The sequence below is a fragment of the Streptomyces sp. NBC_01003 genome, assembly GCF_045162695.1.
Lineage (GTDB): Bacteria > Actinomycetota > Actinomycetes > Streptomycetales > Streptomycetaceae > Streptomyces.
Map to the genome: position 1 here is coordinate 4632671 of NZ_CP108707.1, position 23365 is coordinate 4656035.

Here is a 23365-nt window from a genome sequence, read left to right on the forward strand (position 1 = left end):
CGACCCCGCACGCTAGCGGAGCCCACCGGTGCCCGGAGGGGTTAGCGGAAAACGGGAACGGGCCCCGCACCTCGAAAGGTGCGGGGCCCGAGCCGACTTGGCTGAGCTGTCAGGCTCAGACCGCAGCCGGGTCCTCCTCGACGAGGAGGTTGCGGGTGCGGTTCGGGTCGAGCGGAACGCCGGGGCCCATCGTGGTGGCGATGGCGGCCTTCTTGATGTAGCGACCCTTGGCGGCGGACGGCTTCAGACGAAGGATCTCGTCCAGGGCCGCGCCGTAGTTCTCCACCAGCTGGGTGTCGTCGAAGGACACCTTGCCGATGATGAAGTGGAGGTTCGAGTGCTTGTCGACGCGGAACTCGATCTTGCCGCCCTTGATCTCGTTCACGGCCTTGACCACGTCCGGGGTCACCGTGCCGGTCTTCGGGTTCGGCATGAGGCCACGGGGGCCGAGCACGCGGCCGAGGCGGCCGACCTTGCCCATGAGGTCCGGGGTGGCGACAACGGCGTCGAACTCGTTCAGGCGGTTGCCCTTGGAGATCTCGTCGATGAGCTCGTCGGAGCCGACGATGTCGGCGCCAGCGGCTTCCGCGGCCGCAGCACGGTCACCGGTCGCGAAGACCAGGACCCGGGCGGTCTTGCCGGTGCCGTGCGGGAGGTTCACGGTGCCACGGACCATCTGGTCGGCCTTGCGCGGGTCGACACCCAGACGCATGGCGACCTCGACGGTGCCGTCGAACTTCGTCGCGGAGGTCTCCTTGGCGATACGGACGGCCTCGAGCGGGGCGTAGAGCTTGTCCCGGTCGATCTTCGCGTCCGCAGCGCGGAGAGTCTTGCTGCGCTTCACTTCTACTCCTGGAGTTCAGGGATGGAGTTCGTGGTCCGGGCCGGCGCTGGCCCTGCCACTGGAGGTCTTACGGGGTGGAGGGGTTCAGCCCTCGACCGTGACGCCCATGGAACGCGCGGTACCGGCGATGATCTTCGCGGCGGCGTCCAGGTCGTTGGCGTTCAGGTCGGCCATCTTGGTGGTGGCGATCTCGCGGACCTGCGCGTCGGTGATCTTCGCGACCTTGGTCTTGTGAGGCTCGCCGGAGCCCTTCTCGATGCCCGCGGCCTTGAGGATCATCTTGGCGGCCGGGGGCGTCTTGGTGATGAAGGTGAAGGAGCGGTCTTCGTAGACCGTGATCTCCACCGGGATGACCCAGCCACGCTGCGACTCGGTCGCGGCGTTGTAGGCCTTGCAGAACTCCATGATGTTGACGCCGTGCTGGCCCAGCGCGGGACCAACCGGCGGGGCCGGGTTGGCGGCACCGGCCTGGATCTGGAGCTTGATAAGCCCCGTGACCTTCTTCTTCTTGGGAGGCATTGCTCTCTCCGGGTCCTAGTGAGAGTTTTCAGCCGACCACCCGGTCATCCGGATGGAGGCATACCGCACAACGATAACGGGTATCCATGTGCGGCTAAAAACCGAGCAGGTCAGACAGGCTGTGAGAGCCCGTCTGACCTGTTCGGAAGTGCTTGTTCCAGAAGGTGCCGGAAGGGGCTAGTTCTTCTGGATCTGGTCGAAGCTGAGCTCGACCGGGGTCTCGCGACCGAAGATCTCGACGAGGCCCTTGACCTTCTTCGAGTCGGCGTTGATCTCGTTGATCGTCGCCTGCAGCGTCGCGAACGGGCCGTCGGTGACGGTGACCGAGTCGCCCACCTCGAAGTCCAGGACCTGGACCTCGACCTTGCGGGACGGAGCCGGCCTGCCCTCGGCCTCGGCAGCCTCACGGGCGGCCTTCTCCTCGGCCTCCGGGGCGAGCATCTTGACGATCTCGTCCAGGGTCAGCGGGTACGGGTCGTAGGCGTTGCCCACGAAGCCGGTGACGCCGGGGGTGTTGCGGACGACGCCCCAGGACTCGTTCGTCAGGTCCATGCGCACCAGCACGTAGCCGGGGAGCTTGTTCTGACGGACGGTCTTGCGCTCGCCGTTCTTGATCTGCGCGACCTCTTCCTGCGGCACCTCGGCCTGGAAGATGAAGTCCTCGACGTTCAGCGAGACGGCGCGCTGCTCGAGGTTGGTCTTCACGCGGTTCTCGTAACCGGCGTACGTGTGGATGACGTACCACTCGCCGGGCAGCGTGCGCAGTTCCTCGCGCAGGGCGACGATCGGGTCGACCGGCTCGGACTCCTCGGCGGCTTCCTCGACGGACTCCTCGTCGGCCTCGGCCTCGGGGGCGTCCTCGGCGGACTCCTCGTCGGCGTCGTCCTCGGCGGCGTGCTCGAGGGACTCCTCGGCGGCTTCGACCTCGTCCTCGACGTGCGCGTCAGCCTCAGTGGCTGCCTCGTCGGCAGCCTCGGCCTGGACCGTGTCCTCGGCGTTCTCGGCGTCCGCCGCCTCGACAATGTCGAGCTCGTCCTCAGCGGACTCGACGGGCTCGATCGCCTCGTTCAGGTTCGGGTCAGACACTGTGGCTGCTTCTTCCTGGATACATAGGGGTGGAACACGCGAAAGGGGCGCCGGGTACGGCGCCCTTCGCTCTCGGCTCAGCCGAAGATGTACTTGACAGCGTGGTTGAAGCCATAGTCAATCACGGTCACCAGACCGATCATGATGACGACGAACACAATCACCACACTGGTGTAGGTGGTGAGCTGATTCCGAGTCGGCCAGACAACCTTGCGGAGCTCCGCGACGATCTGGCGGTAGAAGAGCGCGAGACGGCCGAAGGGGCCCTTCTTTCCGCGCTTGCCACCTTTACGGGGCTTCTTCTGGGACTCCGGCGCCTCATCCTGGGCATCAGGCATGTCGATGGAGCCCACGGCGTCCGTCACGCGTCCTCACCTGAATTCCGGGTCGTGGCCGTGCCGCGCCCGGTTGAGCCGCACGGCGGTGCATTTGCAGTACGTACATGCGCACACGTCCTGGCGAAGGAGTGTGTAGCAGGGCCGGAGGGACTTGAACCCCCAACCGCTGGTTTTGGAGACCAGTGCTCTACCAATTGAGCTACGACCCTTTGTCTGCCCCAACGTACCGCATCCTTCCGACTGCACGATGTGTGCCGGAAGAGGGCGGCCGGTGAAGGCCAACGAGCAGTGAGTGTACGTGTTCCGCGGCCCTCCGTCGAACAGAAAGAAGCGGGCCGGTCGTTGATCGTCCGTGAAACCCGTGTGCCGGCCGGGTTTCCGGTCTGGAACGATGGGGTTATGAGCGCTGCTGCTACTCCTTCCTCCTCGCCCACCGAGCGCCGGGTCTCCGCCCGTGTCGGCGCGATCTCCGAGTCCGCGACCCTTGCCGTCGACGCCAAGGCCAAGGCCCTCAAGGCCGCCGGGCGTCCGGTCATCGGTTTCGGCGCGGGCGAGCCCGACTTCCCGACCCCGGACTACATCGTCGAAGCGGCCATCGAGGCCTGCAAGAACCCGAAGTACCACCGGTACACGCCCGCCGGCGGTCTGCCCGAGCTGAAGGCCGCGATCGCCGCGAAGACGCTCCGCGACTCCGGCTACGAGGTCGACGCCTCGCAGATCCTGGTCACCAACGGCGGCAAGCAGGCCATCTACGAGGCCTTCGCCGCGATCCTCGACCCGGGCGACGAGGTCATCGTCCCGGCGCCGTACTGGACGACGTACCCCGAGTCGATCCGTCTCGCCGGTGGTGTCCCGGTCGAGGTCGTCGCCGACGAGACGACCGGGTACCGCGTCTCCGTGGAGCAGCTGGAGGCGGCGCGCACCGAGCGCACCAAGGTTGTCCTGTTCGTGTCGCCGTCGAACCCGACGGGCGCGGTCTACAAGGAGGCCGACGCCGAGGCGATCGGCCGCTGGGCCGTCGAGCACGGCCTGTGGGTCCTCACCGACGAGATCTACGAGCACCTGGTCTACGGGGACGCCAAGTTCACGTCCCTGCCGGCGCTCCTGCCCGAGCTGCGCGACAAGTGCATCGTCGTGAACGGCGTCGCCAAGACGTACGCGATGACCGGCTGGCGCGTCGGGTGGATCGTCGGCCCGAAGGACATCGTGAAGGCCGCGACCAACCTGCAGTCGCACGCCACGTCGAACGTGTCGAACGTCGCGCAGATCGCCGCGCTCGCCGCCGTGTCCGGTGACCTGACGGCCGTCGCGAAGATGCGCGAGGCCTTCGACCGCCGCCGCAAGACCATCGTGCGGATGCTGAACGAGATCGACGGTGTGCTCTGCCCCGAGCCCGAGGGCGCCTTCTACGCGTACCCGTCGGTGAAGGAGCTGCTCGGCAAGGAGATCCGCGGCAAGCGTCCGCAGACCTCCGTCGAGCTGGCCGCGCTGATCCTGGAGGAGGCCGAGGTCGCGGTCGTCCCGGGTGAGGCCTTCGGCACGCCGGGCTACCTGCGTCTGTCGTACGCCCTGGGCGACGAGGACCTGACCGAGGGTGTCTCGCGGATCCAGAAGCTGCTCGCCGAGGCGCGCGACTGACGCGTCTTCCGCGTGGTGCGGGCCGTCTCCGGGATTCCCGGGGGCGGCCCGTTCTTCGTGCGGCCCTTCGTCCGGATCTTGGGCCAGTTCTTCGGTCGGATCTTCGTTCGGACAAGGCCACGAAGGGGGAAAGCCGCTTCCCGCGCGGCGGGTGTGTGCGGCAAGATCCTGGAATGGAGCGTGTACCACGTGATGTAAGGCAGCTGCCCAAGGCCCATCTTCATCTGCACTTCACCGGGTCGATGCGGCCCACGACCCTGCTCGAACTCGCCGACAAGTACGGCGTCAGGCTGCCGGACGCCCTGACCGGGTCCGAGCCGCCGAAGCTGCGGGCCACCGACGAGCGCGGCTGGTTCCGCTTCCAGCGGCTGTACGACGCAGCGCGGTCCTGCCTGCGCGAGCCCGAGGACATTCAGCGGCTGGTGCGCGAGGCCGCGCTGGAGGATCTCGCGGACGGGTCGGGGTGGCTGGAGATCCAGGTCGACCCGACGTCGTACGCGCCGCGGCTCGGGGGGCTGATCCCAGCCCTGGAGGTCATCCTGGACGCCGTCGAGACCGCCTCGCGCGACACGGGTCTCGGCATGCGGGTCCTGGTGGCCGCGAACCGTATGAAGCATCCGCTGGACGCGCGCACTCTGGCCCGCCTCGCCGTGCGGTACGCGGACCGCGGCATCGTCGGCTTCGGGCTCTCCAACGACGAACGGCGGGGCATGGCACGGGACTTCGACCGTGCGTTCGCCATCGCCAGGGAGGGCGGGCTCCTGGCCGCGCCGCACGGCGGCGAGCTGACCGGGCCCGCCTCCGTCCGCGACTGTCTGGACGACCTGGAGGCGACTCGGATCGGGCACGGAGTACGGGCCGCCGAGGACCCCCGGCTCCTGAAGCGTCTCGCGGACCGGCAGGTGACCTGCGAGGTCTGCCCGGCGTCCAATGTCGCGCTCGGCGTCTACGAGAAGCCGGAGGATGTACCCCTGCGCACTTTGTTCGAGGCAGGGGTGCCGATGGCGCTCGGCGCCGACGACCCTCTCCTGTTCGGCTCACGTCTGGCCGCCCAGTACGAGATCGCGCGCCGTCACCACGACTTCGACGACTCCGAACTGGCCGAGCTGGCACGGCAGTCGGTGCGCGGTTCGGCGGCGCCGCAGGACATCAAGGCGAAGCTGCTGTCGGGGGTCGACGACTGGCTGACCGCCGCCCCCTGAGCAGGCCCGGCGCGTCTGTCACTCCGACAGGGTCGACGTCCTGACCGCCAGCGGAACGTACTTGGGGTCGAACATGAGGTTCCGCCGGTCCTCCTTGAGGAGGGTGCCGTTCACCGCGAAGGCCGGGGTGCCGGACGCCTTGTCGGCCTCGAAGGCCTTCTCGGAGGCGGTGACGAAGGAGCGGTACTTCATGCCCTTCACCGCCGCGTCGAACTCGGGGCCGCGCAGGCCCTTCACCCGCGAGGCCATGCGGAGCAGGAACGCGTCGGTGTAGCCGTCGACGGCCTCCTCGGGCTGCTCCTGGAAGAGGAGGTCGTGGTACTCGACGAACTTCCCCTTTTCCAGCGCGGCCCGCAGCGCGTTGGCCGCCTTCTTCGAGCCCTTGCCGCCCAGCCGGTCGTCGAGGAACGACGCCAGGGTGTACTCGGTCCTGACCTCGCCGTGGAGGGTCATCTTCCGCAGCGCGCCGGCGCCGCCGTCCTCCTCGAAGTCACGGCAGACGGGGCAGCGCAGGTCCTCGTAGAGCCGTACGACGGTGTCCGCCTTCGATGACCCGACGACGACCGTCGTGCCGTCGGCCGCGAGGTGTTCGGGCAGCTGCCCGGAACTCGCAAACCGCTCGGGCTTCTTGGCGTCGGTCGCGTCCCCGCCGGACGATCCCCGGCCGCACCCCACGGCGAGCGCGCCCGTCAGCGCCGCCACCAGCACCGATATGGCGGCCCGGCGCCCTCTTCCACGCAGCATGATCTTGCCCTCCCCGGAAAGAAGAGGGACTCTATGCGATCCCTGTGAGCAGGGTGCGGGCGAGGCCCGCCGCGAACTCGTCCAGCGGCTGCGGAGGCTTGCGGCCGGGGGCCATGTCGTACGCGAACGCGCGCTGGGCGCAGGCTCCGAGAAGGAGGGACGCGGCGGCGTAGGTGTCGGCGTCGCGGCTGACGCGGCCCGCGTCCTGCTCGGATCTGAGATAGGCGTCCAGGCCCTGGATCGGGCGGTGGGGGCCCGAGCCCATCTCCCGCAGCGCCTCCTCGTGACGGCGCTTGAGCTGGGGTTCCGCGTACAGGGAGGCGGCCATCGGGAAGGTCTGCTCGTAGAAGAGGGCGGCCTCACGGGCGATCTCCGTGAGGTTCTCCTCGACGCTCTTCACGCCCGGCTCCCTGGCGAGCTCGGTCAGGAGTGGTCCGAGCTTGGGCAGCCGCTCGCTGAGAACGGTCACGAACAGCTCTTCCTTGTTCGCGAAGTACTTGTAGAGCGCCGCTTCCGAACAGTCCGCAGCTTTGGCGATCTCCTTGGTGGTGGCGCGGGCGAGGCCGCTGCTCAGCATGAGTTCATGGGCGGCGTCGACGATGCGGACGCGGGCCGGCTTCTGATGCATGCGGACTCCAACCGAGCTTGACGAGTAGGTGAGTATCCACTCACTCTAGGGGTGAGTGAACACTTACCCACCTTAGGAGGGTGTGCCATGAGGATCACTGTCTTCGGAGCGACCGGCGGTATCGGCCAGGAAATCGTCCGGCAGGCACTGGCATCAGGACATCAGGTCACCGCGGTGGTCCGGGACCCCGCGCGGTTCACGGTGACGGGCGCGGACCTGGAGGTGTTCCGGGCGGATGTGCGGGACCCCGAAGCGCTGCGCCCCGCGGTCGCCGGGCGCGACGCGGTCCTGTCCGGGCTCGGCGCCCGCAAGCGCTCGGACGCGGGCATCACGGTCGAGCTGACCCGGTCGGTGCTGGGGGCGGCGGAGGCCGAGGGCGTACGGCGTCTGCTCGTCGTCAGCGCGGCGCCGGTCGGCCCCGAGCCGGAGCGCTCACCGCTCCTCGACCGCGCCATGATCGGCGCCATCAGCTCGCTGCTCAAGCCCGTCTACGACGATCTGCGGGCCATGGAGGGCGAGCTCGCGGCCAGCACCACGGACTGGACCTCCGTGCGCCCGCCGAAGCTCACGGACAAGCCGCTCACGGGCACGTACCGGACCGTGGTGGGCGGGAATCCGCGCCGCGGCCGGAGCATCTCGCGGGCCGACGTGGCCCACGCGATGCTGGCGATGATCGACGACCCGTCGACGGTGAAGCAGGGCGTGGGGGTCGCCTATTAGCGGGTCGCCGGGTCAGAAGATCAGGGGGTCAGAGAGTCACGCCCACCGTGACCGGCTCGTTGACCAGCGTCACGCCGAAGGCGTCGTGGACGCCGGCCACGACCTCGCGGGCGAGCGCGAGCAGGTCGTCGGTGGTCGCCTCGCCGCGGTTGGTGAGGGCGAGCGTGTGCTTGGTGGAGATACGCGCGGGCCCGCTGCCGTAGCCCTTGGTGAAGCCCGCCTTGTCGATGAGCCAGGCCGCCGAGGTCTTCACGCGGGCCTCGCCGGCCGGGAAAGCGGGCGGGGCGGTGTCGGGGCCGAGACGGTCCGCCACGCGCGCGTGGAAGGCGGCGAACTCCTCCTCGGTGAGGATCGGGTTGGTGAAGAACGACCCGGCCGACCAGGTGTCGTGGTCCTCGGGGTCGAGCACCATGCCCTTGCCCGCGCGCAGCTTCAGGACAGTCTCGCGGGCGAGGGCCGCGGGGACCCGGTCGCCCGCCTCGACACCGAGGGTGCGGGCGGTCTCGGGGTACTTGACGGGGGCGCTCATGCCGCCCGCGTCCTCGAGCCCGAACCGCACCCGCAGCACCACGAAGCGGTCGGGATCGGCCTTGAAACGGCTGTGCCGGTACGAGAACGCGCACTCCTCGTTCGGAATGGTGACCGTCTCGTCGGCCTTCCGGTCGTACGCGATCACTTCGGTGATCGTCGACGAGACCTCCTGGCCGTACGCGCCCACGTTCTGGATCGGCGTGGCGCCGGCGGAGCCCGGGATTCCGGCGAGGCACTCGATGCCCGCGAGACCGGCCTCGACGGTGCGGGCGACCGCGTCGGTCCACACCTCGCCGGCCGCGAGGTCAAGGTTCGTACCGTCGAGCGAGAAGCCCTTCGTGGCGATCCGCAGGGCGGTACCCGCGAAGCCCTTGTCGCCGATGACCAGGTTGCTGCCACCACCGACGATCAGCAGCGGGGTGCCCGCCGCGTCGGCCTCACGGACGGCGGCGATCACCTCGTCGTCGGTCGTCGCCGTCAGCAGCCGGGCCGCGGGGCCGCCGAGACGGAAGGTGGTCAGGGGGGCGAGGGGGGCGTCGTGGAGTTCCTGCACGCGCTCAAGAGTACGAGAACGGCCCCGCCGGTCGTGGCGGGGCCGTTCGTCTCCTTCAATACCTGGCGAGCCTTCCCCTACTTCAATATCGGGCGAGTCTGCTCCTTCGATACCTGGCGAGCTCACCTCACGGCTCACGTCAGGCGCCGCAGCGCCTCCGCCCAGTCGAGCGGCAGCTCGTCCGTGGTGGTCTGCCAGCGCACGAACTTCGCGTCCTTCATCTGTGAGCGCAGACCACCAGCCGTCGGGCCGTGGGGCGCCGAGCCCGCGAAGCGCTTCAGCGCGTCGGGCGACTCCCAGGCGGACAGGGTCCAGAAGGTCCGCCGCAGGGGCGCCGCCTTCACGGAGGCTCCGTACGCGCCGGGCGCCTTGCTCACCTGGCGCCAGACAGAGGGGGTCTTCGCGAAGAAACGGAGGGCTCCCCACAGGGTGCGGGTCTCGAAGCGGGAGGCCATGACGTGGACCTCGGCGCCGGCCGGCGGGGTGTTCGGGACGGTCCAGGGCAGTGTGGGCATGACGGGCTCCTTCGAAGAGTGCCGGTTGGTTGCGGGGCGATCTCAGTTCGAAGCGGTCTCCAGGACAGGGGCGGATCGGGGCTCGGGCTCGCTCCTGGAGCCCTCGGCCGCGCGCCGGCGGGAGGGGATGAACAGGGCCGCGGCTCCGGCGACGGCCACCGTGGCCGCGCCCACCCACAGTGCGGGCTGGATGCCGTCCACGAAGGTCTGCGCGGAGTCGTAGCCGCCCTGCGCCGCGAAGATCGACGACATCACGGCGATACCGAGCGCTCCGCCCACCTCGCGCAGCGCGTTGTTCGCGCCGGACGCGATGCCCTGCTCCTGCGGGCGGACGCTGGACATGACCAGGTTGGACGCGGGGGCGAAGTAGAGGGACATCCCGATGCCGTTGATGATCAGGGCGGGCAGCTGCGCGGCGTACGAGGCGTCGGCGGAGACCACGGAGGCGTAGTAGGCGAGGCCCGCGGCCTGGAGGAAGAGGCCGGTGGCGACGACCAGGCGGCCGCCGATCCGGTCGGACAGGTACCCCGCGATCGGCGAGACGAGCATCGGCATGCCGGTCCAGGGCAGCATCCGCAGGCCCGCCTCGGTGGGCGAGTAGCCGAGTACGCCCTGCATGTACTGGCTGAGCAGGAAGATCGAGCCGAACATCCCGAGGAACATCAGCAGGCTGGCCGCGTTGATCCCGGCGAAGGCGCGGGAGCGGAAGAGGCGCATCGGCAGCATCGCGTTCCTGGCACGGGTGCCGTGCAGCGCGAAGGCGACGAGCAGGGCGCCGCCGGCGAACAGGCCCAGCAGGACGAGTCCGCTGGTCCAGCCGTCGCGGGGCGCGCGGACCAGGGCGTACACGATGCCGAAGAGGCCGCTGCTGGCGAGCGCTGTGCCGACCAGGTCGAGCCGGGCGCCGGCGCCGTACGACTCGCTGAGGCGTAGCCGGGCGAGCGGGAGAAGGGCGAGGCCGAGCGGGACGTTCAGCCAGAAGATCCAGTGCCAGGAGACGTGCTCGGTGAGGCTGCCGCCGATCAACGGCCCGCTCGCGACGGCGAGCCCGTTGACGGCGCCCCAGATCCCGTACGCCATCCCGCGCTTCGCCGCCGGGACGGCCGCGGTGAGCAGGGTGAGGGTCAGCGGCATCATGATCGCGGCGCCGACGCCCTGGACCGCGCGGGCGGCGATCAGCGAGTCGATGCCGGGCGCCATGGCCGCGGCGGCGGACGCGCCGGTGAAGACCGTGAGGCCGACGAGGAAGAGCCGGCGGCGGCCGAACCGGTCACCCAGGGCCGCGCCGAACATCAGCAGCACGGCGAAGGTGAGCGTGTAGGCGCTGACCGTCCACTCCAGGTCGTCGAGCGCGCCGCCGAGATCCTTGCGGATGGAGGGCAGTGCGGTGGTGACGACGAGGTTGTCGAGGGCCGCCATGAATCCGGCGACGCTGGTGATGACGAGGGCCCAGACGGCTCCCCCGCGCTGTGGTGTTGCTGTCCGCTGTGACATCGCTTCCCCCTGAGATCCCTTGGTTAGTTATTGATGACTAACCTTCGCGGGCACAAAAGTGCGCACCCCCGTGACACACGCGCTGCACTACTCGGATTGCTGAGACCGCTGAGGCTGCACCGACTCGTAGAAGCCGGCCCAGACCCTGTGGTCGGGCTGGAAACCCATGGACACCAGGACGTTGATGAGCATCCCGTAGGCGATGAACTGCGTCGTGTCACCGACATCCGCACCCAGCGCCAGCCGGGCCGTGTCGTACATCTCCATCCAGCCGGCCCGCAGCGTCTCACCGAACTCCCGGTCACCGGCCGCCTCCGCGGAGGCCACGGCGACGTACATCTGCATCTGCATGAGCAGCACGTCCGGGTCGTCCGCGATGAGCGCCTGGTAGGCCGCCCCCATCTCGCGCAGGGCCGCTTCGCCTTCGAGGCCCTCCGACGCCCTGCGGAACACCTCGGTGGTCCGCTCGCAGCAACGTCGGGCCGCCGCAAGGAAGATGGCCTCCTTGCCCGGGAAGAGCCGGAAGAGATACGGCTGCGAGACGCCCACCCGCTTGGCGATCGCCTCGGTGGACGTGCCCTTGTAGCCGCCGCGGGCGAATTCGATCATCGCCGCACGAATGACGCTCTCGCGCCGCTCCTCCGCACTCATCCTGACCATGCGACTAAATTAGTGGCCAATCACTACCTAAGTCAACCCCGAACGTGGGCAAGGACACGAGTAAGGGGCGCCCTCCTCGGAGGGCGCCCCTTACTCACGGCTACGCAGCTGCCGATCAGGCGAGCTGAACGACCGCCCGCGACATCCCGAGCACCTTCTGCCCGGCGCTCATGGCGGTCAGGTCGACGCGCACCCGGCCGTCGTCGAGCTTGGCGGCGACCTTGCCGCTGACCTCGATCGTCGCGCCCTCGTCGTCGTTCGGGACGATGACGGGCTTGGTGAAGCGCACGCCGTACTCCACGACGGCGGCCGGGTCACCGACCCAGTCGGTCACGACGCGGATCGCCTCGGCCATGGTGAACATGCCGTGGGCGATGACGTCCGGGAGCCCGACCTCGACCGCGAACTTCTCGTTCCAGTGGATCGGGTTGAAGTCACCGGAGGCGCCCGCGTACTGCACGAGCGTGGCGCGGGTCACGGGGAACGTCTGGGCCGGCAGCTCCGTGCCGATCTCCACATCCGCGTACTGAATCGTCGTCGTCATGGTCACGCCCCCTCGGCCGCGCGCGACACGAGCTTGGTGTAGGCGGTCACGACGTGCTCGCCGGCCTCGTCGTGCACCTCGCCGCGGATGTCCAGGATGTCGTTGCCCGCCAGGGACTTGATCGCCTCGATCGTCGAGGTCACGGTGAGCCGGTCACCGGCGCTCACCGGGCGCGTGTACACGAACTTCTGGTCGCCGTGCACGACGCGGCTGTAGTCGAGGCCCAGCTGCGGGTCCTCGATCACCTGGCCCGCGGCCTTGAACGTGATGGCGAACACAAAGGTCGGCGGAGCGATCACATCGGGGTGGCCGAGCGCCTTGGCCGCCTCCGGATCGACGTAGGCGGGATTGGCGTCCCGCACCGCCTCCGCGAATTCACGGATCTTCTCCCGGCCGACCTCATAGGGGTCGGTGGGCGGGTAGGACCGTCCCACGAAGGACTGGTCGAGCGCCATGGACTCGGCACCTCCTGGATTTGCGCTGTTGCCGGATGTTGCCGGATCTTACGGCCGGCCGCCCACACGCGATAACGACATGAGGCCGCCCCCTCGAAAGGGGACGGCCTCATGTACGAGCCTGAGTTAGCGCGTTTCGCGGTGCGCCGTGTGCTGGTTGCAGCGCGGGCAGTGCTTCTTCATCTCAAGACGGTCCGGGTCGTTACGCCGGTTCTTCTTGGTGATGTAGTTCCGCTCCTTGCACTCCACGCAGGCCAGCGTGATCTTCGGGCGGACGTCGGTGGCAGCCACGTGAGTGCTCCTTGGACGGACGGTTGACGGATGAACGCATGAATAGTAGCCGACCGGAGGACCGACCCCACAATCGGCTACTGTGTGTAGCGGTGACCGGACTTGAACCGGTGACACAGCGATTATGAGCCGCTTGCTCTACCGACTGAGCTACACCGCTTTGATGCGATGCCCCTCACCCGAAGGTGAGGGAACTTCACACCAGAGCCCCAATACGGAATCGAACCGTAGACCTTCTCCTTACCATGGAGACGCTCTACCGACTGAGCTATTGGGGCGAGCGATGAAGACATTACACGCTCGCCCGCCGATCGCCCAAATCCGTTTCGCGGCCGCCCCCCAGGGGCAGGACCACGGCCGTTCCGGCGCCGCAACAACCGCCCACGACCGCCTCATCGGCACCACGCACCACAGCAGTACGACTATTGCGCTCCTCCGCAAAGCGGGCCTGCCACAGCTCTAGGCTCGACCCGCGCTGCGTGATCTTGTACGCCCCTTCCGGCCCGCCTCCGGTCCGGGGCGGCCCCCGCCCACGCGGCCGCCGCCCCCGAACCCCAGGAGCGCGATGCCCGACAGCCAGCCGCAGCACCCCCGCTCCCCCGGCAACGACTCCGCCGCCGAGAGCACCGCCCTCCTCCTGTGCGGCGCCCGGCTCACCGACGGCCGGACCGTGGACGTGCGGCTCGACGACGAGCGCATCGAGGCCGTCGGCACGGCCGGCAGCCTCACCGCCCCCTCCGCGCGCGTGGACCTCGGCGGCTACCTCCTGCTCCCTGCCCCCGCCGAACCTCACACCCATGGCGACACGGCGCTGTCCGAGGAGACGGAGGGGCCGGTGTCGTACGACGGGCCCGACGTGCAGCGGCGGGCCACCGAAGCCGCGCTGCTCCAGCTCGGGCACGGGTCCACCGCGCTGCGCGCGCATGTGCGGATCGGGGATCTGCAGGGCCTCGGCCCGATGGAGGCGGTGCTCCAGGCGTGGCGGTCGCTGCGCGGCCTGGCCGATCTGCGGACCGTGGCGATGCCCCGGCTCCTGACGGGCCTCGCGGGGGCCGACGGCCTGTCGATGCTGCGGGACGCGGTGAAGATGGGCGCGTCCGTGGTGGGCGGGTGCCCGGATCTCGACCCCGACCCGACCGGCTACGTGGAGGCGGTCCTCGAGGTCGCGGCGGAGCAGGGCTGCGCGGTGGATCTGCATACGGACGGCGGTGATCCGGCACGGCTCGGGCGGATCGCGACGATGGCCGGAGGGCTGCGGCCCGGCGTCACGATCGGGCCGTGCGGCGGGCTCGGGCGGCTGCCGCGCGAGGTCGCCGCGCGCACCGCCGACCGACTCGCCGCCGCGGGCGTCACGGTGGTCTGCCTGCCGCAGGGGGGCTGCGCGGGCGTCGACCGTCGCGACACGGCTCCCGTACGGCTCCTGCGGGCGGCCGGCGTGCGGGTCGCGGCGGGCAGCGGGGCGCTGCGCGACATGGCGAACCCGGTGGGGCGTGGCGATCCGCTGGAGGCCGCGCACCTGCTGGTCTCGCGCTTCGGGCTGCGCCCCGAGGAGGCGTACGACTGCGTCAGCGGGGCAGCGCGGGCAGCGCTCGGGCTGCCCGAGGTGCGGGTGGAGGCGGGCTTTCCCGCGGAGCTCGTCGCCGTGCGCGGCGACCGGCTCGCTGGTGCGCTCTCACTCGCGTACAGCCGGATCGTGGTGCACCGGGGGCGGGTGGTGGCGCGCACCAGCGCGGTGCGGGAGTACTGCGACTCGGCGTCGGCGCTCGATCTGCCGCGGCAAGGGCGAGCGGGGATGCCGACGGAGGGCGGGGGCTGCGGGCAGGAGTGAAAGGGCCCGCACGCACGCGGGCCCCCTTGCCTCCCGTGAAGCCCGTCTGCCGCCCTCACCCGGGGCATTGACCAACTGTCAGAAGCCGCCCATCGGGGTACCCATCATGAACGGGTTGCCGCCCGCGAGCTCGCCGAGCGGGACCTCGGTCGCGCCGGACGGTGCGCTGATGTCGCCCGCCTTGCCGAACTTGAGCACCAGCGGGACCTTGGCGCCCTTCTTGCCGTCGGCGAGGGTCGCGAGGTCGAAGGAGATCTTCGACAGTGCGCCGTTGGTGATGGAGAAGTCGACGGCCACCTTCTTGGCGGGGGCGTCCTTGAGGTCCTTGGCGGTGGGGAATCCGGCGCCGGGCGGCAGCTCGTCCTTCAGGGGGCCGAGCTTGTCGAAGAGGTCCGTGAGGAGCTCACGGAAGGACGCCTTGGCGACGATGCGCTCCGTGCCGTCCTTGGTGCCGGCGCTGCGGAGCGTGACGTCGTCGGCGATGACGCCGCGCAGGGCCTTGAGGACCTTCCGCTGGGTGCGCTCGTCCACGCCGCCGGAACCCTTGGAGCCCTCGCCTGAAGTTTTCTTCTTGGCGTCCGAGACGTCCACCTTGACCCACTCGCCTTCGAGGGCCTTCGCGAGCCCCTCCTCGCCCTTCGGGAGGTCCTTCGGCGAGGGGACGGGGAAGCCCATGAGCTCCGACGACTTCTGCATGTCGAGGCGGAAGTAGACGAAGTCTCCGGCGAACCGGTACTCGGCCAGGGTGCCGCCCTTGACCGACACCTTCGCGCCCATCCCGACGAAGTCCTTCTCGCCCGACTCGGACAGCGGCTTCTTCGACCGTACGGAGAAGGTGATGTGGGCACCGGCGAACGCCTTGGCGATCGTCGGCGGCATGGCCTCGTCGCCCTGTCCGCCGACCAGCTCCATGAGCGCGTCCGGCTTCGCGTCGAGGCCCAACTCGAAGGACAGCGACTTCTGTTCGCCGAGCTTGTCGGCGGCCTTGTCGATCTTCTGACCGGCCGTCAAGTTCTCGACGGTGCCGCAGGCGGAGGTGGTCGCGAGCAGCAGGGCGGCGCAGCCGGCCGCGGTGAGGGTGGTGGTGCGTATGGCGCTGATGTCTGTCTCCCGCTGAGGTCCGATGAGAGACCCGGCGGCCGTCGGCGGCACGGGTCGCTGATGAGACTCACGAGGCACCCGCAAGGTTGCGCGGCGAACGGGGGCGGCCCGGCGTACGGTCGGAAGCATGCGCATTGTCATCGCTGGTGGTCATGGTCAGATCGCGCTGCGGCTCGAGCGTCTGCTCGCCGCACGCGGAGACGAGGTCGCGGGCATCATCCGCCGCGCCGAGCAGGCGGACGACCTGCGGGAGGCCGGGGCCGAGCCCCTGGTGTGCGACCTGGAATCGGCGTCCGTGGAGGAGGTCGCCGGGCTTCTGGAGGGCGCGGACGCGGCGGTGTTCGCGGCCGGCGCGGGGCCGGGCAGCACGGCCGGACGCAAAAACACGGTGGACCGCGGGGCGGCCGTACTGTTCGCGGACGCGGCGGAGCGGGCCGGGGTCCGGCGGTTCGTCGTGGTGTCGTCGATGGGCGCGGACCCGGCTCATCAGGGTGACGACGTCTTCGACGCGTACCTGCGGGCCAAGGGCGAGGCGGACGTGTCCGTACGGGCCCGGTCCGGCCTGGACTGGACGATCCTGCGCCCCGGGATGCTCACGGACGACGCGGGCACCGGACTCGTACGTCTGGAGGCGTCCACCGGGCGGGGTCCGGTGCCGCGGGACGATGTGGCGGCGGTGCTCGCGGAGCTGGTGGACACGCCCGCCACCGCGGGGCTGACGCTGGAGCTGATCTCCGGGTCGGCGCCGGTGATGGTGGCGGTCAAGTCGATCGCGGGGAACTGACCGCGGTGGGGAACTGAGCGCGGTTCAGAAGAGCGGGAGCTGGCCGGGCACTGTCGGGACCACGTAGCCGTCGAGGGACGGCTGTGCGGCGCCGAGTTGCGCGGGCCTGCGGGAGCCCGGGCAGGACACGAGTTCGCCCGCGCTGCGGGCCCCGGGCGGGTCGTGGCGGGCGAAGCGGCCGGCCACGACGGCGATGTCGCGGCGGCACTCGGGGCAGTTTCTGCGGCGAGACGCCGACGGTACGGACATGGGGATCAGTCTGCGCCACGGGGTGTCCGAGGATCCGAAGAAGCCCCCTCCGGACGGCGATGTCACGGTCCGGAGAGGGCTTCCCTGAGGCTTCCCCGGGAGCTTCCCTGGGAGCTTCCCTGGGGCTTCCCTGGGAGCTTCCCGCCATGCGGCGGCGCCGGGCACAGCCTGCTTCGTCCACGTCCCGTCCACGCCTCGTCCCGGCGCATCCCGCGCCCCCTGGCCCCCCGGGCACCCCCAGTAGGGTGGGCGCGACAGCACCTCATGAACCGGAGCAAGGAGCAGACGTGAGCGAGGCGGCGTCTAACGACCTGCAGCAGGAGATCGCCCGGGAACTCCAGGTCGCCGAGACCTTCGAGGCCGAGCGTGAGATCGAACGGCGGGTGGCCTTCCTCACCGAGCGGCTGACCTCCACCGGCCTGCGCTCCCTCGTGCTCGGCATCAGCGGCGGTGTCGACTCCACCACAGCCGGCCGGCTGTGCCAGCTCGCCGTGGAGCGGGCCCGGGCCGCCGGACACGAAGCGCGGTTCTACGCGATGCGGCTGCCCTACGGGATTCAGGCCGACGAGCAGGACGCCCAGCTCGCGCTCTCCTTCATCCGGGCCGACCACGTACTGACCGTGGACATCAAGCCCGCCAGCGACGCCGCGATCGAGGCCGCACTGGCCGCCGACGTGAGCTTCCGCGACGAGGGCCACCAGGACTTCGTGCACGGCAACATCAAGGCCCGGCAGCGCATGGTCGCCCAGTACGCGGTGGCCGGCGCGCACAACGGCCTCGTCGTCGGCACCGACCACGCCGCCGAGGCCGTCTCCGGCTTCTTCACGAAGTTCGGCGACGGCGCCGCCGACCTGGTCCCGCTGACCGGCCTGACCAAGCGCCGGGTGCGCGCCGTCGCGGACTCGCTGGGCGCACCCGCCGAGCTGGTGTGGAAGGTCCCCACGGCCGACCTGGAGACCCTCGACCCGGGCAAGGCCGACGAGGACGCGCTCGGGGTCACCTACGACGACATCGACGACTTCCTGGAGGGCAAGCCGGTCGACGGGCGGGCCTTCGAGACGATCGTCCACCGCTACCGCCTCACCGACCACAAGCGCCAACTCCCCATCGCGCCCTAGAGGGCTCTGTGTGGGGGCCATGTAGGTACGAGACCGTCTGAGATCGCTTGAGACCGCCTGTTCAACGCGGTCTCGTACCCCTCGCGCACGGGCCCGAAATACAAAGAACCCCCTCCGAACTACGTTTCCGCAGTTCGGAGGGGGTTCTCCACCATGTGGCGGCGCCAGGATTCGAACCTGGGAAGGCTGAGCCGGCAGATTTACAGCGGGCCGGTTCGTGAACGCCTGACCTGGAGAAATCCACGGCTGAAGGCCTCCGGGGGACATGTGGGGGAATCCACCCCGCCCCCGAGCACTTGGTGACGTCTGATGCCGTCAGCACCCCCGCGCTCCCAGGGCCTGTCTTGAGTCGTGAACAATGCGGTCCGTTTCGGACCCGAGCGTCACGCCCGACTGCTCCTCACTGCTGGCGCGCGTGGGCCTGGTCTCCTCGGGACGCCTCAGACTGTCCTGTGCCACCGAGCCTTGAGCGTGTGCCATCGAGGTCTGACAGAGATTTTCTAGTGCTCTGAGTCCGCCGACTTCTCGCGCTTGGGCGGAAGGATGGTCTCCTCATCGGTTTTCACTTCTGTGAGCGGATGAGTTAGCCCTAGAACATCCGAGAGGTCTACCCCGCGCAGGTCGGCCCCGGTGAGCGTCGCCCTGCCCAGGTCGGCCTTGGTGAGCATCGCCCCGCTCAGGTTGGCCCCGGTGAGCATCGCCCCGCCCAGGTCGGCCCCGGTGAGCGTCGCCCTGCTCAGGTAGGCCCCGGTGAGCGTCGCCCCGCTCAGGTTGGCCCCGGTGAGCGTCGCCCAGCCCAGGTTGGCCTTGGTGAGCGTCGCCCCGCCCAGGTCGGCCTTGGTGAGCATCGCCCTGTACAGGTCGGCCCCGGTGAGCATCGCCCCGCCCAGGTCGGCCCCGGTGAGCATCGCCCCGCCCAGGTCGGCCTTGGTGAGCGTCGCCCCGAGCAGGTCGGCATTGGTGAGCATCGCCCCGCCCAGGTCGGCCTCGGTGAGCGTCGCCCCGCGCAGGTAGGCCTCGGTGAGGTCGGCGCGGTGCAGCTGTGCACCGGCGAGGTGCAGGCCGTGGAGGTCGAGGAGTTCGCGGGGGTCTACATGGGTGCGTGATTCCGCGCGGGTCAGCGCGGTCAGGGCCGCCTGGACGTCGGCGGCTGGCTCTTGAGGGAGTTGCTCCGAGTCTGGCGCCGTGGAGGTGGGGGTACGCCCGTCGGGGCCCGGTGTCGGGGTGGTAAGTGCAGCCTTTGGGGCGCGGTCGCGAATGAAGTGGCCCAGGACACGGGCGGCGTCGGTTGCAGCTTGCTCGGGTGCGTCCTGGACGATCTGTTCCAGGGCAAGGATGCCGCCGATGCGGACGTATCGCTCCGTCGAGCCCAAGCGTTCCAGAGCTTTGGTGAAACGTTCGGTGATCTGGCCGCGCCGGGTGAGCCGGTACGTGCGAGCTGTGTAAAGCAGGGCGATCCCGGCACCGAGGGCGGCGACGCAGGCGACTGTCGCGGTACGCAGACCAGTGACCAGGGCAGCCGACCCCTTCTCCAGCTCACTGGGGTCCAAGTACTTCTCGTCGAGCACGTAGGGACCTCGCCACACCAGCCACGGCAGACCGGCAAGTAAGGCGAGCGTACCCACCGCTATGAGCACGATCGTGCCCCACCGGCGGGCCCTGACCTTCTGCCGGACCCGGGTCCGGCGCTGCTCAAGGGGCAGGGTGTTCCGTGCGGCTCGGCGGCGTGCCCGTACGCCACGGCCCCAGCGAAGCGGGTGCGGAGTCTTCATACCCGGTACATGCCTGTACCGGGGGGCGCGGTTGCGGGCCATGGCCTCCCGGCGCGCCGGGGCGCGTTTCGGCGTGCACAGAAAATCGAACACATGCTCTACTGGGTTCATGGTGCACACCGAGCATTCTCGCGACATCGTGCAGGCCCAGCGCGACTGGATCCGCACCTACAACGCCCTCGCCGAGGCCCCGACCCGCAGCAATACACGCCTGCGGCGTCGCCTGATCGATCTGTCCCGCCGCCTCGTCCAGGACGTCCCTCGGGAACAGCTCGCAGACCTGCGCCAGCAGGCTGAGGAGAAACCGTGACCCGCGTCCGACGGTCTTGGGACATCACGGAGCGCCAGCAGTCGGTGCTCGCCGCGATACGCGCCCACATCGCCGATCACGGCGAGGCCCCCACCGTGCGAGAGATCGCCGCGGCCGTCGGCCTGGCTAGCCCCTCGTCGGCGCTGTACCAGCTGCGCCGCCTTGAGGAAGCCGGCGTCGTTCGGCGCGCTCGGGGCGCCGGCTCGCGGGACTACCGGCTCAGCTGACGTCCGACGACACCCGCCCCATTGACACGGTCCCCTCCGTGGGGCGTGAACAGGCGCGCATCAAGCCGGGATCGCGGCTGACGCACCGGTCAGAAGTCGAAGTATTGATGAGGTCCAGCAACCACCTGCCGCAACCAGAGCTCCATCCCCCTGTGCCCAGCGGCGGAAGGTCGCGGATGGTCGTCGTTGGTCGCTCTGGGCCAACCGTTGACGGTCCAGTGACGGCCCAGGACACGCAGGCGCTGCCGGAGGGCAGCACTGCTCCTCAGACCCATCGTTGAGTGTTGGCCTCCTAATCCAGCGTCCGGCACCTGCCACAAGATCGTGCAGCTACCAACACTCCTGGCTACCCTGGGAGCACGGGTAACTACCGTCCAGAGGGGGCAAGTTCGTGGATCCAGAGATAGTCGCGCTGGCGGGTACAGCAGGCACAACCCTGGTCACTCTATTGACCACCGAAGCGTGGCAACGAGCCCGAGACGGCATTGCCTCGTTGTGGCGCCGTGCTGAGCCAGATCGGGCCGAGGGGATATCCGCCGAGCTCGACGTGACCCGGACAGACCTGCTAGCCGCTCAGACAGGCGGCGACCTCGAATCCCGGGACGAACTGGGTACAGAGTGGCAAGGCCGCATCCGGCGGCTACTCGTGACGCACCCCGAAGAAGCCGAAGCGCTTCGCACCCTCATCAACGAGCTACAGCCGCTCGCGCCAGCCGTTACGTCGGTCTCCCAGCACGCCACCGCCTCCGGGCACGCCCGCGTGTACCAGGCGGGCCGCGACCAGAACTTCAACCAACGATGAGCGGCGGCAACGACGCGCAGGCCGACGGGCAAGGGCGCGTCTACCAAGCTTCAGGCGACCAGCACATCATCGAGCACCACCATCACAGCCCCGAGTGGTCCGGTCCGGACTCCGTGCGTCACCCAGCTGTCGGCCGCGCCCCCGTGGCGCTCCGCGACCGCGTCGGAGAGATGGACCGGCTGCGGGCCGCGGTCGAGCCTGACATCGGCAACCGCGTCTACGTCCTCCATGGCTTGGGAGGCTGCGGCAAGACCGCCGTGGCCTACACCCTCTTCCAACACGCCACCAACAACGTCGGCCGCATCGGACTCTGGGTCAACGCCTCTGACCCAGCTTCTCTACGCGCCGGCATGCTCGCTGTCGCCGCTGACCGTGGCGCAACCGACGCTGAACTTACCGGTGCACGCAGCGGCCTACGCCCCGCCGCCGACCTTGTCTGGCAATACCTCGACCGCTCCGAACAGCCATGGTTGCTGGTCCTCGACAACGCCGACACTCCTGCCGTCCTCCGTGACGGAGGATGGCTGCGCACCAGCCCCGCCGGCACCGTCATCGTCACAACCCGCCAAGCAGCAGCCCATTGGTGGCCGGGCGCCGAACTCCTCCAATTCGGCGTCCTTCCACGCGAAGACGCCGCCCGCGTCCTCCAGGACTTCGCACCGCACGCTGGAAGCATTGAAGAAGCGGCAGAGGTCGCCGACCGCCTGGGACGCCTTCCCCTCGCGCTCACCCTCGCCGGCGGATTCCTCGCCCACCAAGTCATTGACCCGTGGACCCTCGCCGACTACGGGCACAGACTCGACAACGGTGCTGGACTCCACCGCATCGAACTCATAGACCAGGGTGCTGAGACCCACAGCGATCCCCGGCGCCTATTGAGTCGTACCTGGCAACTCTCGCTGGACGCCCTCACCACACAAGGACTACCCGAAGCAACCCACCTGCTCCGCCTTCTCGCCTGCTTCGCGGGCGACCCGCTCCCCCTCAAGGTCCTCGCCCATGCCGAACTTGGCGCAGAGCTGAACCGTACCCGCGTCGAATCGGCCCTCCGAGGGCTGCTCGACCACTCTCTTGCCGAACTCCTGCCAGCCCCCGCACGCTGCCTACGCGTACACGGAATACTTCTTGACAGTGTTGCTCACGCAACCCCGCATAACCAGCGACAGAAACTCGCTTCGACAGCTGTCCATGTACTCAAAACCATGCTGCCAGAAGTACCTGAGCGTGGAGTGCAAGACCCTGCGGTGATCATGCTCGCTCCTCATGTCATTGCATTCCTACGGCGAGTAGTGAACTGGGAGACTGAACTATCCGCGGTGGAGGGAGCAGCCGAGTGCGCCCTCCGGCTCGTCATTGCCGTTCACAGGTCGGGGGACTACGCCTCGGCGCTCGCATTGGCTAATGAAGCCATCGAAATTTCCGCTCCCCGCCTTCAAGCCGAGAATGTTTTCGTTCTTAGACTCCGCCAACGTGTGGGCCGCGCCCTCTTCCGCCTCGGACGATTCGAGGAGTCCGAGACCAAATATCAACAGATACTTGAGGAATGCGAGCGGACACTCGGATCCGCTGCCCCCGACACGTTCGAAACATGTTTACGGCTGGCGCTGCCGCTCTACAATCTTGGACGGGCCCAGGAATCGATTCCGTTGATCAGACGGGCAGCGCAAGGCCGGGAGGAGACTCTTGGCAAGTCGCATCCACTCACACTCATCGCTCGGAATTGCCTCCTAGAGGTGGCTGGAATCCCAGATATAGCTGGGCTCCCAGTGAGCGACGAGTTGCTTTCCACGGGGCCCGCACTGATTGCAGACTGCCGCAGCGCAGCCGGCGAGGATCATTCATTAACGCTCGGCGCTGAACTGAACTACGCCTATGCGCTTATCGGCGCAAATAGACCGATTGAGGCACTCCCTCACGCTCGTAAGGCTCTCGCCGGGTACGAGCAGGCTTTCCCACCGGACTACCCGTTGCTGTTCAATGCACGGCACAACCTTAGCCGCATCTTCAACGCCCTCGGCCAGCACGCCGATGCGATCGAGCAAGCAAAGATGGTTGCAGAAGGGCGAATCCGAACTCTAGGCCCGACACACCCGTGGACCCTTAACGCCCAAGATCTTCTCAATCGGTACAGGAACACTTAAAGTCGGGGTGGGCTACACCGGGGCAGCGCCGTCCGCAGCACCAACGCAGTGTCCTCAGGGTGCCGTTCCTCGCACTTCCACCGCTTCTTGCGCAGGAATTGATGCGGGCCGCCGGCCGCCTGCTGCGATCCAATCTCGGCCACTCCTGACCTGCTGGCGCCGGGTCACACTTGGTCGCTGTCTGTCGTTGCGGGCCGCCCGTTGACGGCCCAGCGACGGCCCGGGACGGGCGGTCTTCCGAGGGTCGGCAGACTTACAGAGGGCTCCGTTA

The 23365-nt window shown here is 69.0% G+C and carries 26 protein-coding genes and 3 tRNA genes; 10 read left to right on the forward strand and 19 right to left on the reverse strand.

The window, feature by feature from the left end:
* Nucleotides 1-115: 115 nt before the first annotated feature.
* The 5 genes from rplA to OG698_RS21135 all read right to left on the reverse strand — a co-directional run bounded on the left by rplA (nt 116) and on the right by OG698_RS21135 (nt 2996).
* Nucleotides 116-844, reverse strand: coding sequence for a 50S ribosomal protein L1 (gene rplA / locus OG698_RS21115; RefSeq protein WP_100594901.1), 729 nt, complete (start codon nt 842-844; stop codon nt 116-118).
* A gap of 84 nt (nt 845-928) precedes the next feature.
* Nucleotides 929-1363 (reverse strand): 50S ribosomal protein L11, encoded by a 435-nt coding sequence (rplK, locus tag OG698_RS21120; protein WP_100594902.1) that lies wholly within the window; start codon nt 1361-1363, stop codon nt 929-931.
* 177 nt (nt 1364-1540) lie between these two features.
* On the reverse strand, nt 1541-2449 hold the full coding sequence (nusG, locus tag OG698_RS21125) for a transcription termination/antitermination protein NusG (protein WP_406104664.1): 909 nt from the start codon (nt 2447-2449) through the stop codon (nt 1541-1543).
* Between the two features lie 77 nt (nt 2450-2526).
* A complete protein-coding gene (secE, locus tag OG698_RS21130) occupies nt 2527-2814 on the reverse strand; it encodes a preprotein translocase subunit SecE (RefSeq protein ID WP_100594904.1) in 288 nt (95 codons plus the stop codon).
* A 109-nt stretch (nt 2815-2923) separates the two neighbouring features.
* Nucleotides 2924-2996 (reverse strand) — tRNA-Trp (locus OG698_RS21135).
* A gap of 190 nt (nt 2997-3186) precedes the next feature.
* Between OG698_RS21135 and OG698_RS21140 the strand changes: the two genes are divergently transcribed.
* Both OG698_RS21140 and OG698_RS21145 read left to right on the forward strand, forming a co-directional pair.
* Nucleotides 3187-4425: a pyridoxal phosphate-dependent aminotransferase gene (locus tag OG698_RS21140; RefSeq protein WP_406104666.1), complete on the forward strand. Its 1239-nt coding sequence runs from the start codon at nt 3187-3189 to the stop codon at nt 4423-4425.
* A gap of 173 nt (nt 4426-4598) precedes the next feature.
* Complete coding sequence (locus OG698_RS21145; RefSeq protein WP_406104668.1) at nt 4599-5627, forward strand: adenosine deaminase; 1029 nt, start codon at nt 4599-4601, stop codon at nt 5625-5627.
* An 18-nt stretch (nt 5628-5645) separates the two neighbouring features.
* Here the strand turns inward: OG698_RS21145 and OG698_RS21150 are convergent, their stop codons facing one another.
* Together OG698_RS21150 and OG698_RS21155 are read right to left on the reverse strand one after the other, a co-directional pair.
* A complete protein-coding gene (locus OG698_RS21150; RefSeq protein WP_406104669.1) occupies nt 5646-6371 on the reverse strand; it encodes a DsbA family protein in 726 nt (241 codons plus the stop codon).
* 31 nt (nt 6372-6402) lie between these two features.
* Complete coding sequence (locus OG698_RS21155) at nt 6403-6999, reverse strand: TetR/AcrR family transcriptional regulator (protein WP_406104671.1); 597 nt, start codon at nt 6997-6999, stop codon at nt 6403-6405.
* Between the two features lie 87 nt (nt 7000-7086).
* Here OG698_RS21155 and OG698_RS21160 point away from each other — a divergent pair, with 87 nt between their 5' ends.
* On the forward strand, nt 7087-7719 hold the full coding sequence (locus OG698_RS21160) for an NAD(P)-dependent oxidoreductase (protein ID WP_406104672.1): 633 nt from the start codon (nt 7087-7089) through the stop codon (nt 7717-7719).
* A gap of 28 nt (nt 7720-7747) precedes the next feature.
* Here the strand turns inward: OG698_RS21160 and OG698_RS21165 are convergent, their stop codons facing one another.
* The 9 genes from OG698_RS21165 to OG698_RS21205 all read right to left on the reverse strand — a co-directional run bounded on the left by OG698_RS21165 (nt 7748) and on the right by OG698_RS21205 (nt 13040).
* Nucleotides 7748-8863, reverse strand: a complete 1116-nt coding sequence (locus OG698_RS21165; RefSeq protein ID WP_406111202.1) for a UDP-N-acetylmuramate dehydrogenase — start codon at nt 8861-8863, stop codon at nt 7748-7750.
* 74 nt (nt 8864-8937) lie between these two features.
* Entirely contained in the window at nt 8938-9318 is a 381-nt protein-coding gene (locus tag OG698_RS21170; RefSeq protein WP_406104673.1) for a DUF3291 domain-containing protein, read from the reverse strand.
* A gap of 42 nt (nt 9319-9360) precedes the next feature.
* Entirely contained in the window at nt 9361-10812 is a 1452-nt protein-coding gene (locus OG698_RS21175; protein WP_406104675.1) for a DHA2 family efflux MFS transporter permease subunit, read from the reverse strand.
* An 87-nt stretch (nt 10813-10899) separates the two neighbouring features.
* Nucleotides 10900-11472 (reverse strand): TetR/AcrR family transcriptional regulator, encoded by a 573-nt coding sequence (locus tag OG698_RS21180; protein WP_406104677.1) that lies wholly within the window; start codon nt 11470-11472, stop codon nt 10900-10902.
* A 115-nt stretch (nt 11473-11587) separates the two neighbouring features.
* A complete protein-coding gene (locus tag OG698_RS21185; RefSeq protein WP_399971078.1) occupies nt 11588-12016 on the reverse strand; it encodes a MaoC family dehydratase in 429 nt (142 codons plus the stop codon).
* A 2-nt stretch (nt 12017-12018) separates the two neighbouring features.
* Nucleotides 12019-12471 (reverse strand): MaoC family dehydratase N-terminal domain-containing protein, encoded by a 453-nt coding sequence (locus OG698_RS21190; RefSeq protein ID WP_406104679.1) that lies wholly within the window; start codon nt 12469-12471, stop codon nt 12019-12021.
* A 126-nt stretch (nt 12472-12597) separates the two neighbouring features.
* Nucleotides 12598-12762, reverse strand: a complete 165-nt coding sequence (rpmG, locus tag OG698_RS21195; protein ID WP_100594914.1) for a 50S ribosomal protein L33 — start codon at nt 12760-12762, stop codon at nt 12598-12600.
* An 87-nt stretch (nt 12763-12849) separates the two neighbouring features.
* Nucleotides 12850-12922: transfer RNA gene (locus tag OG698_RS21200), tRNA-Met, on the reverse strand.
* 45 nt (nt 12923-12967) lie between these two features.
* Nucleotides 12968-13040, reverse strand: a tRNA-Thr gene (locus OG698_RS21205).
* 287 nt (nt 13041-13327) lie between these two features.
* On the opposite strand from OG698_RS21205, the gene OG698_RS21210 reads away from it, so the two are divergent.
* On the forward strand, nt 13328-14590 hold the full coding sequence (locus tag OG698_RS21210; protein ID WP_406104681.1) for an amidohydrolase family protein: 1263 nt from the start codon (nt 13328-13330) through the stop codon (nt 14588-14590).
* A 78-nt stretch (nt 14591-14668) separates the two neighbouring features.
* Here OG698_RS21210 and OG698_RS21215 read toward each other — a convergent pair whose 3' ends face one another.
* Nucleotides 14669-15742, reverse strand: a complete 1074-nt coding sequence (locus tag OG698_RS21215; RefSeq protein WP_406104683.1) for a hypothetical protein — start codon at nt 15740-15742, stop codon at nt 14669-14671.
* Nucleotides 15743-15818: 76 nt separating this feature from the next.
* Between OG698_RS21215 and OG698_RS21220 the strand changes: the two genes are divergently transcribed.
* Entirely contained in the window at nt 15819-16475 is a 657-nt protein-coding gene (locus tag OG698_RS21220) for an SDR family oxidoreductase (protein ID WP_406104685.1), read from the forward strand.
* Between the two features lie 24 nt (nt 16476-16499).
* On the opposite strand, the gene OG698_RS21225 is transcribed toward OG698_RS21220, so the two are convergent.
* Nucleotides 16500-16724: a hypothetical protein gene (locus tag OG698_RS21225; RefSeq protein ID WP_326774542.1), complete on the reverse strand. Its 225-nt coding sequence runs from the start codon at nt 16722-16724 to the stop codon at nt 16500-16502.
* A gap of 287 nt (nt 16725-17011) precedes the next feature.
* On the opposite strand from OG698_RS21225, the gene nadE reads away from it, so the two are divergent.
* On the forward strand, nt 17012-17842 hold the full coding sequence (gene nadE, locus OG698_RS21230; protein WP_406104686.1) for an ammonia-dependent NAD(+) synthetase: 831 nt from the start codon (nt 17012-17014) through the stop codon (nt 17840-17842).
* Nucleotides 17843-18342: 500 nt separating this feature from the next.
* On the opposite strand, the gene OG698_RS21235 is transcribed toward nadE, so the two are convergent.
* A complete protein-coding gene (locus tag OG698_RS21235) occupies nt 18343-19614 on the reverse strand; it encodes a pentapeptide repeat-containing protein (protein WP_406104688.1) in 1272 nt (423 codons plus the stop codon).
* Between the two features lie 109 nt (nt 19615-19723).
* Here OG698_RS21235 and OG698_RS21240 point away from each other — a divergent pair, with 109 nt between their 5' ends.
* The 4 genes from OG698_RS21240 to OG698_RS21255 all read left to right on the forward strand — a co-directional run bounded on the left by OG698_RS21240 (nt 19724) and on the right by OG698_RS21255 (nt 23094).
* Nucleotides 19724-19924 (forward strand): hypothetical protein, encoded by a 201-nt coding sequence (locus OG698_RS21240; RefSeq protein ID WP_406104690.1) that lies wholly within the window; start codon nt 19724-19726, stop codon nt 19922-19924.
* Complete coding sequence (locus OG698_RS21245) at nt 19921-20151, forward strand: winged helix-turn-helix transcriptional regulator (RefSeq protein WP_326711646.1); 231 nt, start codon at nt 19921-19923, stop codon at nt 20149-20151. The genes OG698_RS21240 and OG698_RS21245 overlap by 4 nt, the downstream gene beginning before the upstream one ends.
* Before the next feature lie 391 nt (nt 20152-20542).
* Complete coding sequence (locus OG698_RS21250) at nt 20543-20953, forward strand: hypothetical protein (protein ID WP_406104692.1); 411 nt, start codon at nt 20543-20545, stop codon at nt 20951-20953.
* Nucleotides 20950-23094 carry a tetratricopeptide repeat protein gene (locus OG698_RS21255; protein WP_406104694.1) on the forward strand — a complete coding sequence of 715 codons (2145 nt, stop codon included), beginning with the start codon at nt 20950-20952 and terminating at the stop codon, nt 23092-23094. The genes OG698_RS21250 and OG698_RS21255 overlap by 4 nt, the downstream gene beginning before the upstream one ends.
* The last annotated feature ends 271 nt before the right edge of the window (nt 23095-23365 follow it).